Here is a 17,153-nt window from a genome sequence, read left to right as displayed (position 1 = left end):
TAGGAACAACACCCCGGCCGGACACCACCACCCCGACCGGTGACGGTCACAACCGGGTACTGGCCAGAAACCCACGACAACGTTTTCTGGCCAGTACCGGGTCCCTGAAACCAGCGGTACCACCTACCCGGACTACCCGTACCATCACGCCGTATTTGCCAGCTACAACATAACTAGCCTACGGCGATTCTTTCTACGGCGCCCCAGACCCTGGAGGGGCCAAGCCCTCGCCGCATCCAAAGACGGGTCTGGGGAGGGTCGGTACAGGCCCATCCGTCCAGGTCCGAGCGGCGGACTGCTTCCCTGGACCGGGCGCATTCAACCGGGGTGGAATCGGCGACCACGCATCGTCACGGCAAATGCCGTTGCCCTCGGCCAGGGCACCGATGAGCCAGTCATGCACTCACCGAGCCGGCGCTTGTTGTAGCCGGACTGGCCCGGCAGATACGGGAACATTCCCCGGTAGCGCCCCTTCGCGTGGCCCAGCCAGCGGGCCTTGCGAAACGAAGCCCAGCATCGCCTGCATCATTGCCAAGGTCATCACCTCCGCGTCGGTGATCCTGGGGCTGATGCCGATCCGGGGCGGTACGGGACCCGCTCCGGATGGGCCTTCAACACATCGTCGGCAGCGACATAGAATGCTGTGGCAGGGGTGTCCAGGTCGGCGTCCACGAGAGCCTCCGGGTTCGGCCTTTGGTTAGATACCGCCGATTCTGAACAACCTAGCCCCAAAACCCGCTAAGCCCCGCCGAACACCTTGGAATTCATCAATTAGGGATGCGCATCATCGGCGCGGCGGGCCTTAGATTTCCTCGTATCGGAAGGAATGGGACTCCAGACCTTCCGGATTGGGCCCATAGACAGTGACCATTCGCGAGTAGACCGGGGCCCAGTACCGGCCCGCCCCGCCGGGATTGACGCGCGCAGCATCGCCCGGTTTCAGGATGACAGTCTTGCCTTGGCTCTCGATATGGAGTTCGCCTTCCAGCACGAAATTAGTCTCGCTGTGCGGGTGAAAGTCCTCCCAGGCGCAAGCCTCCAGCTCCCACTCGGAGAGTATGAAGTCATCCCATGGGGCGGTGGGGTGGGAATTTATGAACCGGCAGCGTAAACGTGGCCCCCCGATCTTCATCGGTTTCATAGTCTCCGCTGGCCAGAAATCGATCGCCTCGCCCGTCGTCGGTGTCGGGCTGGGCTGCTGCTTAGTGGTACTGGTGTTCATGGTTCCAACCTTTTCTTGAAAGAATGCAGAATTCGGTCCGGGGGGGGGGGGGGGGGAGATTCTCCGGGGAGAACTTAAACCAGTCGCATTGGGCGCCTGTCGTCGTGATGCGCATAAGTAGTGCGTGGGTCAGTAGTCGGTGCGCGGGGTCAGTAGTCGATGTCCCCGATTTTTTGCGGTGAAAACCTACAAGATTTCGCGTTGATTGGATCCTTTTCGGCTCCAAATTTGTAGGATTCATAAACGATCTACCCTTACTGACCCCACGCACGCTAGACGGCCACGGAGCTGGTGACAGCGGCGGGCGTACCGCCGTCCACGTCTTGCGAAGGGCCCTCCAGGTACCGTTCCAGGGAGTCATCCATGGCATTGAGCCAGCGCGTGTGGTGCGTGGCCGACACGGTGCCGGTGACCACGGAGCGGTGCACGGCGTCCCGGTAGCCGAGGATGTCCTCATGCTTGTTGCGCATCCAGTCCTTGAACAACTGCGAGACGGCGTCCAAGTCAAAGGATGGGTAGTCGGTGGCGTTGATCAGCTCGCGCAGGTAGTCCGATTGGTAGTCGGCCTCGGCGTCGTGGTCCGTCAGTCCGGCCTGGCGCTCGAGCCAGAGCTGGATGTCTGCCTCGCGCTCAGCAAGGGAGGGCATCTCGATCGCTCCGGTCATGACGTCGCGGGCAAACCACGCCTGGGCGTCAAACATGTTGAAGGTGTAGTACTGGTCCTGCGCCCCCAGGTAGAACAGGTTCGTGTTCTGCTGCCACACCACGCCCTTGTAGAGGTTGGCAGGGTACAGCACGTTCGCCGATTTCAGCGACAGCTCGCTGGGCAGGAACGGGTACTTGTGCTGGTATCCGGTGCACAGCACGACGACGTCAAAGTCGCCTTGGGTGCCGTCCCTAAAGCGCGCGGTGCCGCCGTCAAAATGCGTGACGAGCGGGCGCTCCACCGTGTTCCAAGGCCAGTGATAGCCCATGGGGGCCGTGCGGTAGCTCAAGGTGATGGACGCGGCACCCATCTTGTGGGCCTGCATGCCAATGTCCTCAGCGGAATAGCTGCTGCCGACCATGAGCAGGCGCTTGCCGGCAAAGCGCTCGGCGCCGCGGAAATCGTGGGCATGCATGACTTCGCCCGGGAAGGTTTTGATGCCCGTGAACTCGGGGACTGAAGGGACGGAGAAGTGGCCGGTGGCGACCACGAGCTTGTCAAAGATGTGCGTCTCCGTGGTGCCGGTGGAAAGGTCCTCCACTGTCAGGGTGAATTCCTGCGTGTCCTCGTTGTAGCTGGTGTGGCGTGCCACGGTGTTGAGCCGGACGTACTTGCGGACGTCGGACTTTTCCACGCGGCCCTTGATGTAGTCGAAAAGGACCTCCCGGGGCGGGAAGGAGGAGATGGCGCGGCCGAAGTGCTCGTCAAAGGAGTAGTCCGAGAACTCCAAGCATTCCTTGGGCCCGTTGGACCACAGATGCCGGTACATGCTGGTGTGGACAGGCTCGCCGTGGGCATCCAGGCCGATTCGCCAGCTGTTGTTCCACTGGCCACCCCAGTCCGCCTGCTTTTCAAAACACAAGATGTCGGGGATGGCGGCGCCTTTTTGGCGTGCCGATTCAAACGCCCGCAGTTGTGCCAATCCGCTGGGGCCCGCACCAATGATTCCAACTCGCAATGCCATGCTGCTCTCCTCATTCATTGGATTTTTTAGTTCGCTTTTGTGTGATGCCGCTTTTGTGTGATGCTGTGAGTCGCCCTACGTGTCAGGCCAGCAGCCAGGTGGATGCGGCTTTGCGGTAGCGGCTGATGCCTTTGTATTCGGCCATGTCTTCGGGGAGTTCGGCCAGCACGTGGCCCAGGCGTTCGCGCCAGACGGGTACCTGGGCGATGTCGGAGAGGGGCAGGAGGTAGGACCGGATCAGGAATAACACGGCCCCGGTGTGTGGGAGGCAGAGCATGTGCTGAACTTCCACCCGCAGGTGGAGCCTGTTTGGCAGGTCGGGGTCTGCTGCTATGGTTCCGCGGTCTGGGGCCCAGTCCGGGTAGGTTTCGGTGGAGGTGTCCAGACGCCGGTCTACGGTCATCGTCCAGTTGGTTCTGCGGAATTGTCCCCCGGGTTGTAGCCGCAGGAGGAATTGATGGGCCCGGTTGATGACGGGTTCTGTTTGAACGCGGGGAACGGGGGTGTGGACTTCCATGAATTTCATGCCCACGTCGAATCCGAAGGACCAGTCGGCGGCGAAGGTGACAAGACCTGCGTCCAGCCACAGCGTATCCTCGCGGGCGTCAAGGAAAACTATGTCGTCCTGGATTTGGCTGCCCAGGAACCGCAGTGGACCCATGGGAAGTGAATCGTCGTCGCCGATGGTGAATTCCAGTTCCAGGTTCTGCAGGGTGTTCCCCCAGCGGCAGGTATTTCCGTTTCGGTGATAGGACATCGTGCGCGGGTGTTCTTCCGCCATGGCGGGCAGCAGAGTTGTGATTGCATCCCAGACGGCAAGTCGCATGTGGGGGAGGACCTGTGTGCGTGTGGGGTCCTTCTCCAGCACCTGGTCGCGTTCCTGTAGGTCTGGAAGGTAGTGTTCGTCGGTGTCTATCAGGAAGGACCCCCAGGAGCCGACCTCTGTCTCCACTGTTTTGCGGGCGGGTTCAACATTGGCGCTGTAGCGGTAGCTGTCACCGGAGAAGGGGAAGGGAAAGCGTCTGATCCGTTCCGGGAGGACGTCGGTGTCCAGGTCTTTGTCGGTGATGGTGGTACTCAAAGGTCCAACTCCAATTCTTCGTCGTGGCTGCGTGAAACGCAGCACATCATGGTGGTGTTCTCGGCCTTTTCCTGGTCGGTCAGGTAAAGATCCCGGGGCTGGGGCGCCCCTCGAAGTACTGAGATGGAACATTCCCCGCAGATGCCTTTGCGGCACATGTTGGGGATGCTCTTCCCAGCGTTTTCCAGTGTCTCCAGCAACGAAACGCCGGCCGGAACTTCCAATCTGATGCCGCTGCGAGCCACGTTCACCGCGAACGGTTCGCCCTCCTCCAGCTCGGCTGCGCCAAAGGCTTCTGAATGCAGCCGGGCGTTGACCAGCCATGCTCGCACGCATGGCCCAGGACTGTATCCATGAAGGCAGCCGGTCCGCAGACGTAGAGGTGAGTTCCGAGTTGCTGGGTCGTGAGCTTTTCCGCCAGGACCTTCAGGAAACTGTCTCGATCACTACATTCCGTCAGGGCAGGTCCCAGCAGTTCCCTCGCTTCCGGCACGTGGGCCCCCGCCCCGGGCCGGTGTACGTAGATCAGGGATGCTGCCATGCCCCATTCGGCAGCGGACCGGGCGTGCGAAAGCACCGGGGTGATTCCGATTCCTGCCGCAACCAGCAGATGATGCGTAGCTGTTGCCGCAGGGGCAAAGGCACTGCGGGGAAGCGAAACCTGAACAAGGTCACCGATGGCGAGCCGATGCATGGTCAGGGAGCCGCCGGCGCTGCCCTCGACCTGGAGGACCGAGATGGTGTATTCGGACGGGGCGCTGCCTGAACCGGTGAGCGAGTACGCATTGGCGCCACCGCCGTATTGGACCACAAGGTGGCTCCCCGGGACGTAGGAAGGCAGCGGCCCCCCCGTTACCTTTTTAGTAGCCCCTAATTGAGTAAGAATTGGGTTGCTGGCCTGTTGGTTCCCGGCATGATTTATGCCCCCAGTCTTCAATGATCCGGGGGGTGATGTCACCGGGATCCGATAGGTGTCAGGGGATCGCTAATAGGGACCGGACCAGCGGCAGTTTTTATCGTGCCAGGTCAGCCGTAACGTGGATGCCGACTCTTGTCACCGCAGGACAGACCAGCGCTGTTTTACTAGTCTCGGATGCAGGAGGTTTTGAGATTGATTAAGGATCACGAGAGTATCGATGTCTTCATCGGAGTCGATGTCGGCAAGAGCAATCACCACGCGGTGGCGCTGGATAAATCCGGGAAGAAACTGCTCGATAAGGCTTTGCCTCAGGACGAAGCGAAGCTGCGGGCGATCATCGACACACTGGCCAAAAACGGCACGCTACTGCTGGTCGTGGACCAGCCCGCCACCATTGGTGCGCTGCCCGTAGCGACGGCCCGGGCCGCCGGAATCCTGGTCGGTTACCTGCCCGGGTTGGCGATGCGCCGGATCGCGGATCTGCACCCCGGCGAGGCTAAAACCGATGCCCGGGACGCGTACATCATCGCCGAGGCAGCCCGGACGATGCCGCACACCCTGCGCTCGATCGAGGTCGCCGATGAGCAGATCGCCGAGCTGTCGATGCTGTGCGGTTTTGATGATGATCTGACCCAGCAGACCACCGCTACATCAAACCGTATCCGCGGGCTTCTGACCCAGATCCACCCGGCCCCCGAACGGGTGATCGGCGCACACCTGGACCACCCGGCAATGGCGGAGCTGCTGGTGAAATATCCGACCCCCACCGCACTGAAGACCGCCGGCCAGGCACGGGTGGCCACGTACCTGGCCAAGTTCGCCCCGCGGGCAGGCAAACACTGGGCAGCCGATATCTTTACCGCCCTCGGCGAGCAAACCGTGGTCGTCGCCGGCACCGCCGGAGCCGGCATCGTGCTGCCCCAACTGGCAGGCATGCTCGCCGGTCTGCGTAAAGCCCGTGTCGAAGTCCATACCCGGGTCGAGGCGCTCGTGGAGGCCCACCCTCTTCACCTCGTCCTGAGCTCGATACCGGCGGTCGGGATCAGGACCGAAGCCAGGATCCTCACCGAAGTCGTCGGTAAACACTTCGCCACCGCCGGGCATCTGGCCTCCTATTCCGGACTGGCGCCGGTGACCTGGCGATCAGGGACGTCCATCCGGGGAGACCACCCCTCCAGGAAGGGCAACAAGATCCTCAAGCGCGCTCTCTTCCTGTCCGCGTTCGCCGCCCTCAAGGACCCCACCTCACGGGACTACTACGACCGAAAACGCGCCCAAGGGAAACGCCACAACCAGGCCCTGATCGCCCTGGCCCGGCGCCGCTGCGACATGCTCTTCGCCATGCTCAGAGACATGAGCATCTACGAAGAAAAAACCCCAAAAGCGGCTTGACAAAAACATAGGGACACCCCCCCCCCGACGAATCAGCAAAGGTGATGCTGACAATGGAATCCGTCTGAATACTGACATTTGTCACCTCCAGCACAAGGCCTCCCTTCACCGCAGGGTGGACCTCGGTCTGGAGTGCTGTCACTGTCATGCTGCCTCCTCGGCATGGGCGGCGAATCCCAGGTACGCAGCGATGCGCCGGGAAAAGTGGTTGGAGATCGCCAGGACAGTGGCGCAACCTTGACACTCCAATTCGGAACGACCGGCTCAACCGTTTCCGTCGCGGTACGACAATGTGCGCAAAAGACAGTACGATGCCCGGATCCGTCGCTCACGAGCATCACCTCCTCTTCCACCAGCCCGCATTCCGAGGCAACAGCTGCAGCCGCCATGATGTCAGCCGGGGGTCCTGTGAGTACGACGCGGACGCCCACGCATGCCAGCTCGATTGCGGACCTCAGACGCGAAAGGGCTTGTGTGTCTGCACAATCGAAGTGAAAGTCATGCCGCGGCTGGCCGTCGTTGTCGTCCGCGGTAAGGGAATCAGCTTTTCCAAACGACACACAGATGAGCCCACGGAAACCTGTATCGCAGTAGGTGTCTTCTGACGCAGTCACGGATGCGGGACGCATGAGAGGGTCTTAGGGTGCGAAGGAGCGGTGGCCGGTGAAGAACTCCAGAGCGTAGTCAGGGGTCTCAGACTTCACTGTTGTTCCCTTCGGGAAGAACAGCACATCGCGCTCCTTCGCATGCGTCACGCCCCCTGTCCTCTGGTCCGTGAGGATGAACTCACCCTGCACGACGACCTTCATCTCGTCGTACGTGTACGTGTACACCAAGGGATCGGAGGCCTTCAGCTCGAAGAATCCGGCACTCATGACCGAGCCGTCGGGGTTGGAAAGGGAGTCACCAATGGCGGCATCACACCCGGGTAAGTCCATCTGCGGCAATCCGATATAGCCGTTTTCAACCTTGTAGATGGATCCGGCCTTGCTCAGGGTTCCTACGAGGGTTTCCATGGTCACTTCTATGAATAGTGTTGCGAAAGTATGATTTTCGGGTGCCTATGGGACTGCACCGAAGATCACGCCAGAACCCCGGCTGGGGCTCCGGGAAGGACCGCCTGCAAACCCGACATTCCGTGATTCTCAGAGGGCCAGCCAAGCTCTGCTCCGAGCCCTGCTGACGTGATGCCGGTCACCTACCTACGTCCCACGTGCACAACTACGCCTCGGAATACAGTTAGTCGATTCTTTTTAGGAATAAATACTTTCTTACTGAACTTAATCCCCTCGCAAGCAAGGCGAACCTCAGACCTCATGGCGTAGGCCTTGGTTCGTTGCTGACGTTTATGTCCCGATGATTTGGTAGGTCAGGGGGCGGTGGTCGCCGTTACCGGACGCCGGGGTCGCGTGTCGTCGGGCGGCAGAGGGGTTCGAAGTTGACCCCGCAGTACGTGTCGATGTTGCGCGGCCGTACCCGCGCGGAGGGCTCGGCCGGGCTGGTGCGCCGCCGGCCGTCCGCGCAAGCTCAGCGACCGGCAGGCGGCCCGGGCCTGGGCCGGGCAGGGTGTGAGTCAGACCGAGATCGCCGCCCGGCTGGGGGTGGCCCGGTCGGTGATCAGCGGGCTGGTGGCCCGGTACGGGGCACCCGCCTCGGGACGTACGCCGCGCGACGTGGATGCCGCTGGCCGTGGCCGAGAATTCGAGCTCAACCAGGCTGGTAATGACGAGATCGGCACTCAGATCCGCCGCTGCGTGTGTACCCGCCACCGCCAGGGTCGTGCACCCAGCATCATGGGCGGACCGCAGGCCAGCCGCTGCGTCCTCGACGACGAGGCAGCGGCCGGGGTCGAAACCCAGCCGCCGGGCGCCGAGCGCAAAAGGTTCGGGGTCCGGTTTGCCGCGTACGACGTCGTCGAAGGTGACTACCACGCAGGGTGGCACCAGCCCGGAAGCCGTGATTCGTGCCGTGGCCAGGGACCGCGTACACGAGGTGACAATCGCTTTGCGATATTCCCCGATGGCCGAGAGCGCTTCGGCGGCTCCGGGAAGGACGGTGATGCCGCCGACTTCGGCGATCTCGATTTGTTGAATGCGCTCAAAGGCTTCGTCGAACTCTTCGGTCGGAACCAGGGAAGCCACAATGTCCTGGGCCGGCTGGCCGTGGGCGCCGTCCAGGAACGATGGATCTAGTTTACGTTCGGCACACCACGCGAGCCAGGCCCGACGCACCGCGGGGGTCGAGTCTATGAGGGTGCCGTCCATATCGAACAGGACAGCGTCAAACGTCTGCCCGATCACGGGTCGCAAAGGCCGGCTCACCTCAGCGGCATTGGCTCCGGATACGAGGATGGTGCGGTCATTGAAGTGGGTCATAGATGCGGCGTCTTTCTTTTTCGGCATTCCGGCATGGATTTCGTCCCTATCGCCTGTGGAATCCCCGTTCGAAGAAAAATCTAGCCCTCATGTGGGGGGGGTGATGAGGATTCGAACAGTGATTGGCGCCAAGCCCTCTAGGAGGACTCCTCGGGTGGAACGACGCCGAAAAATCCTGGGACTGCCTCCTGCAGGCTCACGCTTCTCGCCTCAAGGGAAGTTCTCCAGGGCCCGACGGCCCGAGGATGTCCGAAAGGAAGATTGGCTGTGGCATCATCAACAGCTGGGGACTATTGGCTGGATCGGCTTCTGCAATGGGGAGTGGACAAAGTCTTTGCCTGCCCGGGCGACGGGATCAACGCAATCGTGGCAGCCATCGGGAAGGCCGAAAACCCGGCTTTGCGGTCGGCGTCTCCGGCTCGAGCGGCAAAATCTTCAGCTAACGCCTGGGCCAGCGCCAGAAAGGGGTCTCGGTTCAGACGCCCGCCTCTTGTTTCCGCGCTTCCTGGTCAAGAGCTTCCAACACCCGCGCGTTGTTTGCCGCGTCCGTGAGATCGTAGCGGAGCGGCGTACCGTTTAGGACGCTGTCGGCGAAGTGTTCGCCCATCCGTACGAAGTGGTTTACACCCTTGACCTCGTGAAAGATAGTGTCCTGCCCGAAGTGATGCTCCTCCAAGACCGAATCCTCCTCCAAGAGCCCAAAAGGATTGTCGAGGTAGAGCCGGCCCTCAGTGCCCGTGAGTTCTAAAAAGTTGCGGCGCTCGAGGTTCACTCCGGTATCAAAAAGCGCGGTTGCGCTGCCCGGAAAGCGCAGCATGCCCGCAATGCTGACGTCAATTCGACCTCCGTCGTTGGCGTCGCGGTAGTTGCCAAAGGCGGAGACTCGAGTGGGCTCCTGCGCCGCGACCATCCGGCTCACGTTGACGCAGTAGCACCCCGTATCGAAAAGTGCGCCGCCTCCGAGCCCGGTATACCAGCGGATGTTGTCGTCCCCGCCCGCATCGAAAGAGTGCCCGACGTGGACAAACGTCAATGTGCCCACCGCATGGGCCGCGAGCAGCTCTTGCAGCTTCTCGAAACGCGGGTGAAAACGGTACATGAACCCTTCCAGGACTTTGAGCCCGGTCTCGTCGGCCTTGCGCGTAATCTCCTCGCACTCGGCGGCGCTCATCGCCAAAGGCTTCTCACAGAGGACGTGCTTGCCTGCGTCCAAGGATTTGAGAATCCACTCGAGGTGCAGTGCGTTTGGCAGCGCAATGTAGACAGCGTCGATGTCCGGGGAAGCGAGCAGCGCCTCATAAGAGCCAAACGCCTGTGGGACGCCGTGCTTGTCGGCGTACTCCCTGGCCTTTTCCTCGGTGCGGGAAGCGATACCAACGACCTCACCGTTTCTCGTTTCCTGCAACGCCGGAATTGTCTTGCGGACGATGCGGGCGCTGCCCAGGACGCCCCAACGCAATTTCTCACTCATTGAACTCTCCTTTTTTTACAACCTACCCCGCCTGAGAAGGGTACCGTGAACCGCAGCGCTAACTGGCCCGGATATCGCAACAATAAATGCCCATAGAACCGGAGCGCTCTTCCCGCGCGGTGGCTTGGAGGGTTTAAAGCAGTCGCGACCCAGCAGGGAATGCAACTTAACGCTGCGGGAAAAACGGTAACTGGATCCAAGTGTCACATTCCAAGGATCAGCCCCTGGAGAATTCTCGAATGCAGCCAACTGCCGAGCTATCGGATGCTATTTCATTACCCGTAGGTTGGCTGAGTCAAGGCTGGATCAGCCAACACAACAAAAGTAGCACCCCAAGAGCCCTCCCAGAAACAGAAATATAGATCGTCCGAGGTGCGGCTGTGGGTGCATGCGGTCACCGTCCATAGCGGAACAAACCCGCCAACCATACCTAAGACCAAGTAAGGGCGTTCGACCACCACGGCGCACAGCGGCATTGGAACGCCAAGTACGAAGGGCCTTAAAACCGTGGGACGTCACCTCCGTGGCGCGCCCTGCAACGTCAGGGTTAGTCGCCGGCCTTGATCAGGAGTGCATCACCATCATGAAGAACTGTGCGCGGTGATCGGTAGCCGTCGGGTCGGCCAGGTATTGAATGGCCGCTCCTTCGAAGACCATGAGGAAGGACCTTACCAGCGTCGGGAGGCTATGCGCCAGCACTGATCACCACTGTTTTTGGCCGCGGAAGAGCCGGAAAGGCTCTTCAGAATTGAGGGTGTAGTTTCGGTCTGAATCCGCCGGATTCCAGCAGTGATCTTGCGACGTAGTTGGTGAGGTTGCGGAAGCCAAGAGCGGATCCGCGTAGGTGTTCGAGCCGGCCATTGATTGCTTCCGTTGGAGGTACCTGGTCGCTCGAAGTATGCCAACACGTCTGCTGCCCGGCGATTGAGGGTCCGCCCGAGTGTTCTGAGCTCGGTGAGTGCGCTGGGAACTCCGGTGCTGACGGATTTGATCACGGCTTGCATCAACTCCCGCCCTTTGGGCCGGTCTGGTTCCCGGTAGGCGGCAACCATGCGTTGGTAGATGCCCCAGCTCGCTTCCACTTCGACATGCGTATCCGTAGAGAACAGGGTTTCAAGGCGTTGGCGTTGCTTGTCAGTGAGCAGATCCGCCCCGGTATGAAGCGTCAGCCTAGCCGAATACAGTGGGTCGCCGGCCCGCCCGCGATGACCGCATGTCTGCTGCTGAACGCGTCGGCGGCAGCTATCCAAAGCCTCCCCAGCCAGACGGACGACATGGAATGGATCCATCACCGGAACAGCGTCGGGGAGCTCTTCGGCCACTGCGCTCTTGAACCCGGAGAACCCGTCCATGGCAACGACCTCGATCCCGTCCCGCCACGGTTGTGGGCGTGCCTTCAGCCAGGTGGCGAAGACCTGTTTTGAGCGGCCTTCGACCATGTCCAGCAGGCGGGAAGGGCCCGTGCCATCACGGATCGGTGTGAGATCAATGATGACGGTGACGTACTTGTCTCCGCGGCGGGTGTGTCGCCAAACATGCTCATCGACACCAATGACCTTGACCGCGTCGAACCGGTGCCGGTCATCAATCAACACACACTTGCCTTCGGCCAGGACGGCCTTGTTCGCGGTATTTCCAGGTCACGCCCAGGCCTTCGGCAACGCGGGCGACAGTGAGGTGTTGGCACACGATTCCTTCCAACGCCCACCGCAGCCCGCGGCGGGAGAGTTTCGCCCGCGGTTCGGCGGCCTTGGACGTGTCTTGCCGCCATACTTTCCCACACCCAGAGCATTTGTACCTGCGCACTCTCAGCAGCAGTGTGGTTGGGCGCCAACCGAAGGGTTCATGGCCCAGCCGACGAGTCACCGTGTCCCGAGGGATGCCTTGACTCCCGCAGTTCCGGCACCAGTCATCCGGATCAACAACACGGCAGGCCAGGACGGCCTGATCGCGGCTCAGGTACTGCCCCGTGGCCTCGAGTCCGAGCTCATCGAGGCGGCAGAATGTGGTCAGGTCAGGGCGATGGAAGGTAGCGTGGAACACGAGGGCCAAGAGGCAAGAGGAATCAAGATCTAGACAATCCGATTCTCTCCCAAGGCCCTCACCTCAACCGAAACAACCTCCCGCCCCGGACTCCTCACGTGGCAACGCTGACTACACTCTCAATTCTGAAGAGCCAATAATATGCCGTAGCCAAGGGCGCATTGGCCTCTTTGGCTATGGCCCGGATGGTCACTGCCTGAACACCCTCACGACGCATCAGTTCAACCGTCGCTGCAATTAACTGTTCACTTCGGTCTTCTGCGGCTACCCGCATGGCTCACTCTATAGTCACTTGGTTTCGGCCCGACAGGGGCACTTCCTTACAGTAAGACTCTTGCTTGCGCCATGGAAAAGCTTTAACATCTTCATCATGAACGGTTGACCTAAACGCCTGTTCATGTAAGGATATTCACAATATCGTGACACACATCACAAGGAAGCTGTTTATCATGCGTAGTCAGACCATCGAGCCTTTGGAAGTCCTCCTCACCACGCCCGGTCAACGTTACGAGTTGCTCGACGATGCAGAGGCCAAGCTCCGGCAGGTAGCGATGGCCCACCGGTGTGCCGGCATCCTGGTCACCCGCCATGATCCATCCCGGTACTCGCTCGCACTCAGCGACACGGTTCCCTTTGGGGAGACCTGGGAGCAGACACTCTCGTAACCGTCGGTGGACGGCCGCACTGCCGGGCCGTCACCGTGGATCACTTCCGTTTGGTCTCATTGGCCAACGACATGCTCACCGCAGGTCCGCCAGCGGGTCTCCCGGGAGCAAAACGGGGGCCGCGGCCTGAAGACGGACAAAGCCTGAGCCCACGGGCAGTTGCTGTTGCGCGGTTACGGCATCCTCTTGCGAAGCAATGGACGGACTGTGGCTCGTCATGCGGGGCCGGGACCTGATCCTGCACGCACCCGCCCGCTCCCCCTTGCACCGCCAGCAAATCATCCTGCACGAATTTAGCCACATGATCCTCCATCACGACGACGCGACGGTTCCCGATGGTTCCCGGTGGGCCTATAGGCCCACGCAGCCTGCCGTGCGGTGTGTTCGCGCATTCGCTCGATGCTTGAGGTCAGCCGTTCGTGGAATGTGATGGGACCGAATCCGCCGTCGTCCTCTGTGTACGAAGCCTGTTCCGCGCGCTGCAGGCCGTAGAGCTCGGCGACCATGTCGCTGTGTTTCCACCAGCAGTCCGGCACCACGGAGGTTGGCAGATGGTAAGTATCCACCAGCCACTGCACCCACTGTCCAAGGTGTTTCCAAACCGCCTCCGCGGTGCGAGGATCCATGTCGCGCCATCGGTATGTCATCGGAACCCGTTTGGAGCGTTTGCTCTCGGTCGAGCCGAACAGCATGGCGGCAAACTCGTCTTCGGCGCCTCCGCCGACGGTGTATTCGAAGGACTCTTCCTCATCCATGGTGTTTTCCTATTCGTCTGCCGGTGCGGCGTTCTCGCTGGTCTCTTGGCGCCGGCGGTGGCCTGCGGCGAGTTCGAGTTCGGTTTCGTTTTTGGACACACCGAGCTGCGTGGCGTCTTTGCGTTTGTGCCATTCGCGCAGGTCCAACAGAATGGGGCGGGTTCGCCTGCCCAGCATGATCGCTGTTCCGACGGGAAGTCGGCGGATCTCGTGCAATGGGATGACCGGGGTTTCCCGGATCTGTTCGCCATCCTGGCGCCCCTGAGCGGACCATGACCGGGTATTGACGGTGGTGCTCCGTTCACCGATGAGCCCGTCCAGGGCCCGCAGGTCGCGTTCGTCCGATCCACCACCAAAGATCACTTTGATGATGGCGGCGTCCCAGATGGTGGCCGCCTCGTCTATGGACCAGCCGGACCGTGCCTGGGACAGGGATTGGAGCACGACCATCGTGGAGATGCCGATGCCGCCGCCGTCGAGAGCGCCACAGGGAGTCCGGGCCATGGTGAAAGGTTCGCAATCTCGTCCAGGATCAGCGACAGCGGCGGATCCAGCCGTCCCCCCAGGGCAATAAACGCCATCTCCCGCGCCGCGTAATCGATGTCCTCGATCAGCGCCGACAGGTACGGTCCGGCTGCGGCGGCCCCGGATTTTGTGCCAATCAGGTAGAGCGTGCCGCGCTGACGGATGAAATCCTTGGGATCAAATTGTTCTGCCTCACCGTGCGGGTCAAGTGCCGACAGAACTTTTGGAGATGATAGAGGCGCGACGGCGGCCGTGACGCCGATCCACGAGTTTGAGGTGTTGCGGGGTCATCTTCAATGATTCCCATCAGATCGGCCTGCCAGCCAAGCGCGGCTTCCGGCTGGCCCAGAATCTCCAGCGCCGAAACGCCCTCACCCTGTCCCCGGACAGCGCCGCCGCATGCAGCAGGCATTGCAGCACAATGACGGATCGCTTCTGCCACGCGGCATTCTCGCCTTTGACTTCGGTGTCCATCTCGGGGTCCTTGCAACCGCGGACCGGCGACCACCGCAGCGTCGTCGGCAATCCCGACGTGCCCTGTGGATCGAACACCGTCACTGGCCGGCCGCCGGAGGCCCGGGCGCGCATCGTCACCACCAGGTTGTCGGCACGGGTCGACGTCGTCACGACGGCTCCGGGTGCATCGAGAATGGCGTTGATGAGTCTTCGCCGCCACGGCCTGGCACTGGATCGACCCAGCGCTGCGCTACCAGCGAGCCTACGAGCTCCTGCGACTCGGCGGCCACCTCGCCTTCTGGAGTGCCACCCATGTCATTCCCGAAGGCGGAGACCCCGTTCTTCTTCGAGATCCAGGACGTCTACGAGGAGATCAGCGAGGGATGCCCGCGCGCGAAACCTGGCTGCGGCCTGGCGACATCCCCCACAGCCGCGCCGAGAGCGACCGAAGCGGTCTCTTCGAGGACGTGGTCGTTCGCCACTTCGATTGGGACGTCAGCTACGACGCCGAGGAGTACCTCCAGCTGCTCGACACGTTATCCGGCCACATCGCCATGCAAGAATGGCAGCGCAGACTGAGTGCCCGCACCGCTGAGCGGACACCATGACGTCGCCGGGTGTGATCCTGACGACCCGTGGTCCGGTTAGGTACCACAGGCCCCCTGCAGCGGATCTTGGTCCCTAGGACTACAGGTGTCCGGTGAGTGCGGAAGGTGTCCATGCGGGCCACACCGGATCACCAATGAGACGCCCGCTTTCGTAGTTGGCAAGGGGCAGGAACGGCGTGGGCGCGCGGCTGTTGTCGTAGAAGATGCAGCGGTCAGCGAGGTCGCGTGCTTCCGCGACCAGGTCCCAGAGGCGCCGATAGCGTTCCCGCACCTTGGTTTCGGGAACTGTATGTCCGCCCTGTGCTGCCCGGTATTTCACTCGCAGGACAGTGACTTCCTCTGGGACGAGCATTACGTGCAGGGTGACAAGGTAGCCGGCAAAGGTGCCTTCTTTTATGGCTCAACTTTGCTGGGATGGCTGAATACGGTCTCGGTGATGAAGGAACGCCGGTGGTTTAGCGCGTCGTCACGTGCCGCCATTGCAGCAGCGGAAGCATCTTAAGCATGCTCGGCCTCATGGCCGGGCCAGCGCAGCGCTGCGATCTCATCTGCATTGATAAACGGAGGGTGCGTAACTGGTTGCAATACAGCGTGCACGAACGTGGTCTTACCTGCGCCGTTTGGTCCCGCAAGGACATGAAGGACGGGTGAACTCACGCTGGATTGGCGCTGGGGTTGCGAACAACTGCATGGCCCTGCTTATCCGCTTCTGCCCAGGGCCGACCGGCTTCTTGCAAGCGGTCTTCCAAACTCAGTCCCGCGATCTTTGCCGAGATCTGCTCATCCCACGCCACCCGGACCATGGCCTGCGCGGCATCCGGAAGACTGTCATAGGACGACTGTGCCGTCAGAACTTTGTTGATCGCTCCGTGCGTGATTATCGGCGACGCTTCCAGTTCGCGGCCATTGCGAGCCCAGTGATCCAACTGCTGCGCAGCACTGCGGCTTTGAATCTCGCCGGCGACCTTCGCGGCCCCGAAAAGTTCCCCATCAATGCGAGTTGGCATCGTCTTCATAATTAGACCGTAGCATCCCGCTACACTTGGCACCATGGCCGTGAGCGGAAGTAACTCATTTGCCGCCGCACCCGTATGCGGGACCTCTAACGGCACGGATCACTATCCCGGAGGTGGATCGTTGGCCCCGGGCGACCACCGTAGGTGGAGCGTTAGTCGGCGACCATCTCGTCGTCGCTAAGCCAGCTAACGGCACAGTTCTGAAGATCCGGGCTCCGTGCCGCTTCGAGATGATCTACGCCATCGCCGACGGTGATCCGTATGGCATCCGCTGCCTTGGGGAAAATGGTGCCCAACGCTTCACGAAACCGGGCAGCTCCGGTCGGCGGAACATGCGTGTCGGCTGCCCAAGCTCGAAACTGATCGCAGTCGGGTCCAGTCCGGCGTAGCAACGATCGCGGCGACTCTTGTGACTCGTATATCAGCTCCGGCTAGGGCGACAGCGATATCACCACCCATAGACACCCCCGGCCACGTAGTGATTGCTCAAAGCATGCCGCGGCGCAGCTCGGCATTCGGGAACGGCCATTACGGAAAAGCACTACATCACGAAAGCAACGGAATCTCCTGACCTCACCGCGGCAGTGGAGCAATTTGACAGTCAAGAACCTTACAACGGTTCAAAAAACGTCTGCACTTGGATGACTTGAACCAGCAGTACATGTTGCGCGCGGGGACACCGAAGCTGCCCCGTCCTAAGCGTCAATACGAGGACGCAACCGACGACCAGTTGGAGGTGGAGACGCTGCCGCTGCTGAGCGACCAAGGCGACGGCATGAGGAGCCTCATTAACGTTCTCATCCCTTTGCTGACCGCTACCTATCCCATTCTGACCCGGATCCGCGAGTAAGAACTTTTTGACAGGGGTGTGTTAAACCGAACAAGTGCCCCTTGAGCTGGGAAAATAGTAGTTGCGAAGCCAAAATTTTCCAGACAGAGAAGGACACCTGTTCAG

19 protein-coding genes and 2 pseudogenes are annotated in these 17,153 nt (G+C 61.1%); 4 read left to right on the top strand and 17 right to left on the bottom strand.

Annotation, left to right across the window (positions count from 1 at the left end):
- Window positions 1–266: 266 nt before the first annotated feature.
- From QMG52_RS22475 to QMG52_RS20295, 6 genes and pseudogenes are all read right to left on the bottom strand, one after another.
- Window positions 267–672 (bottom strand): annotated as a pseudogene (locus QMG52_RS22475) (IS982 family transposase); the annotation flags it as partial.
- 130 nt (window positions 673–802) lie between these two features.
- Complete coding sequence (locus QMG52_RS20315) at window positions 803–1,222, bottom strand: cupin domain-containing protein (RefSeq protein ID WP_283562234.1); 420 nt, start codon at window positions 1,220–1,222, stop codon at window positions 803–805.
- A gap of 272 nt (window positions 1,223–1,494) precedes the next feature.
- Window positions 1,495–2,892: a trimethylamine monooxygenase gene (locus QMG52_RS20310; RefSeq protein WP_283562233.1), complete on the bottom strand. Its 1,398-nt coding sequence runs from the start codon at window positions 2,890–2,892 to the stop codon at window positions 1,495–1,497.
- An 82-nt stretch (window positions 2,893–2,974) separates the two neighbouring features.
- Window positions 2,975–3,973 (bottom strand): heme-dependent oxidative N-demethylase family protein, encoded by a 999-nt coding sequence (locus tag QMG52_RS20305; protein ID WP_283562232.1) that lies wholly within the window; start codon window positions 3,971–3,973, stop codon window positions 2,975–2,977.
- On the bottom strand, window positions 3,970–4,224 hold the full coding sequence (locus tag QMG52_RS20300) for a 2Fe-2S iron-sulfur cluster-binding protein (protein ID WP_283562231.1): 255 nt from the start codon (window positions 4,222–4,224) through the stop codon (window positions 3,970–3,972). Before QMG52_RS20300 ends, QMG52_RS20305 begins: the two co-directional genes overlap by 4 nt.
- The gene (locus QMG52_RS20295) at window positions 4,221–4,784 is read right to left on the bottom strand and encodes a ferredoxin reductase (protein WP_283562230.1); all 564 of its coding nucleotides are present in this window, start codon (window positions 4,782–4,784) and stop codon (window positions 4,221–4,223) included. Before QMG52_RS20295 ends, QMG52_RS20300 begins: the two co-directional genes overlap by 4 nt.
- 282 nt (window positions 4,785–5,066) lie before the next feature.
- Here QMG52_RS20295 and QMG52_RS20290 point away from each other — a divergent pair, with 282 nt between their 5' ends.
- Window positions 5,067–6,284 (top strand): IS110 family RNA-guided transposase, encoded by a 1,218-nt coding sequence (locus QMG52_RS20290; RefSeq protein WP_502920582.1) that lies wholly within the window; start codon window positions 5,067–5,069, stop codon window positions 6,282–6,284.
- A gap of 144 nt (window positions 6,285–6,428) precedes the next feature.
- On the opposite strand, the gene QMG52_RS22470 is transcribed toward QMG52_RS20290, so the two are convergent.
- The 6 genes and pseudogenes from QMG52_RS22470 to QMG52_RS20265 all read right to left on the bottom strand — a co-directional run bounded on the left by QMG52_RS22470 (window position 6,429) and on the right by QMG52_RS20265 (window position 12,447).
- Window positions 6,429–6,533 carry a hypothetical protein gene (locus tag QMG52_RS22470; RefSeq protein ID WP_502920581.1) on the bottom strand — a complete coding sequence of 35 codons (105 nt, stop codon included), beginning with the start codon at window positions 6,531–6,533 and terminating at the stop codon, window positions 6,429–6,431.
- 389 nt (window positions 6,534–6,922) lie between these two features.
- Window positions 6,923–7,300 carry a cupin domain-containing protein gene (locus QMG52_RS20285; protein WP_283562229.1) on the bottom strand — a complete coding sequence of 126 codons (378 nt, stop codon included), beginning with the start codon at window positions 7,298–7,300 and terminating at the stop codon, window positions 6,923–6,925.
- Between the two features lie 330 nt (window positions 7,301–7,630).
- The gene (locus QMG52_RS20280; RefSeq protein ID WP_283562228.1) at window positions 7,631–8,659 is read right to left on the bottom strand and encodes an HAD family hydrolase; all 1,029 of its coding nucleotides are present in this window, start codon (window positions 8,657–8,659) and stop codon (window positions 7,631–7,633) included.
- A 475-nt stretch (window positions 8,660–9,134) separates the two neighbouring features.
- The gene (locus QMG52_RS20275; protein WP_283562227.1) at window positions 9,135–10,130 is read right to left on the bottom strand and encodes a Gfo/Idh/MocA family protein; all 996 of its coding nucleotides are present in this window, start codon (window positions 10,128–10,130) and stop codon (window positions 9,135–9,137) included.
- A 742-nt stretch (window positions 10,131–10,872) separates the two neighbouring features.
- A pseudogene (locus QMG52_RS20270) lies at window positions 10,873–12,173 on the bottom strand (ISL3 family transposase).
- 94 nt (window positions 12,174–12,267) lie between these two features.
- Window positions 12,268–12,447, bottom strand: a complete 180-nt coding sequence (locus tag QMG52_RS20265; RefSeq protein WP_283562226.1) for a TetR family transcriptional regulator — start codon at window positions 12,445–12,447, stop codon at window positions 12,268–12,270.
- A 175-nt stretch (window positions 12,448–12,622) separates the two neighbouring features.
- Between QMG52_RS20265 and QMG52_RS20260 the strand changes: the two genes are divergently transcribed.
- On the top strand, window positions 12,623–12,838 hold the full coding sequence (locus QMG52_RS20260; RefSeq protein WP_283562225.1) for a hypothetical protein: 216 nt from the start codon (window positions 12,623–12,625) through the stop codon (window positions 12,836–12,838).
- Window positions 12,839–13,131: 293 nt separating this feature from the next.
- Here QMG52_RS20260 and QMG52_RS20255 read toward each other — a convergent pair whose 3' ends face one another.
- The 3 genes from QMG52_RS20255 to QMG52_RS20245 form a co-directional block, all read right to left on the bottom strand.
- Entirely contained in the window at window positions 13,132–13,593 is a 462-nt protein-coding gene (locus tag QMG52_RS20255; protein WP_283562224.1) for a hypothetical protein, read from the bottom strand.
- Window positions 13,594–13,602: 9 nt separating this feature from the next.
- Window positions 13,603–14,097, bottom strand: coding sequence for a TraM recognition domain-containing protein (locus QMG52_RS20250; protein ID WP_283562223.1), 495 nt, complete (start codon window positions 14,095–14,097; stop codon window positions 13,603–13,605).
- A 327-nt stretch (window positions 14,098–14,424) separates the two neighbouring features.
- On the bottom strand, window positions 14,425–14,745 hold the full coding sequence (locus QMG52_RS20245) for a hypothetical protein (protein ID WP_283562222.1): 321 nt from the start codon (window positions 14,743–14,745) through the stop codon (window positions 14,425–14,427).
- Between the two features lie 212 nt (window positions 14,746–14,957).
- Here QMG52_RS20245 and QMG52_RS20240 point away from each other — a divergent pair, with 212 nt between their 5' ends.
- Complete coding sequence (locus QMG52_RS20240; protein ID WP_283562221.1) at window positions 14,958–15,182, top strand: hypothetical protein; 225 nt, start codon at window positions 14,958–14,960, stop codon at window positions 15,180–15,182.
- A gap of 79 nt (window positions 15,183–15,261) precedes the next feature.
- On the opposite strand, the gene QMG52_RS20235 is transcribed toward QMG52_RS20240, so the two are convergent.
- On the bottom strand, window positions 15,262–15,534 hold the full coding sequence (locus QMG52_RS20235; protein ID WP_283562220.1) for a hypothetical protein: 273 nt from the start codon (window positions 15,532–15,534) through the stop codon (window positions 15,262–15,264).
- A 301-nt stretch (window positions 15,535–15,835) separates the two neighbouring features.
- Window positions 15,836–16,198, bottom strand: a complete 363-nt coding sequence (locus QMG52_RS20230) for a TA system antitoxin ParD family protein (RefSeq protein ID WP_283562219.1) — start codon at window positions 16,196–16,198, stop codon at window positions 15,836–15,838.
- 637 nt (window positions 16,199–16,835) lie between these two features.
- Between QMG52_RS20230 and QMG52_RS20225 the strand changes: the two genes are divergently transcribed.
- Entirely contained in the window at window positions 16,836–17,048 is a 213-nt protein-coding gene (locus QMG52_RS20225) for a hypothetical protein (RefSeq protein WP_283562218.1), read from the top strand.
- Window positions 17,049–17,153: the final 105 nt, after the last annotated feature.

This window comes from Paenarthrobacter sp. PH39-S1 (genome assembly GCF_030063245.1).
Taxonomy (GTDB): Bacteria; Actinomycetota; Actinomycetes; order Actinomycetales; family Micrococcaceae; genus Arthrobacter_M.
Note: the sequence above shows the minus strand (reverse complement) of the source record. Positions and strands in the feature narration are given on the sequence as shown.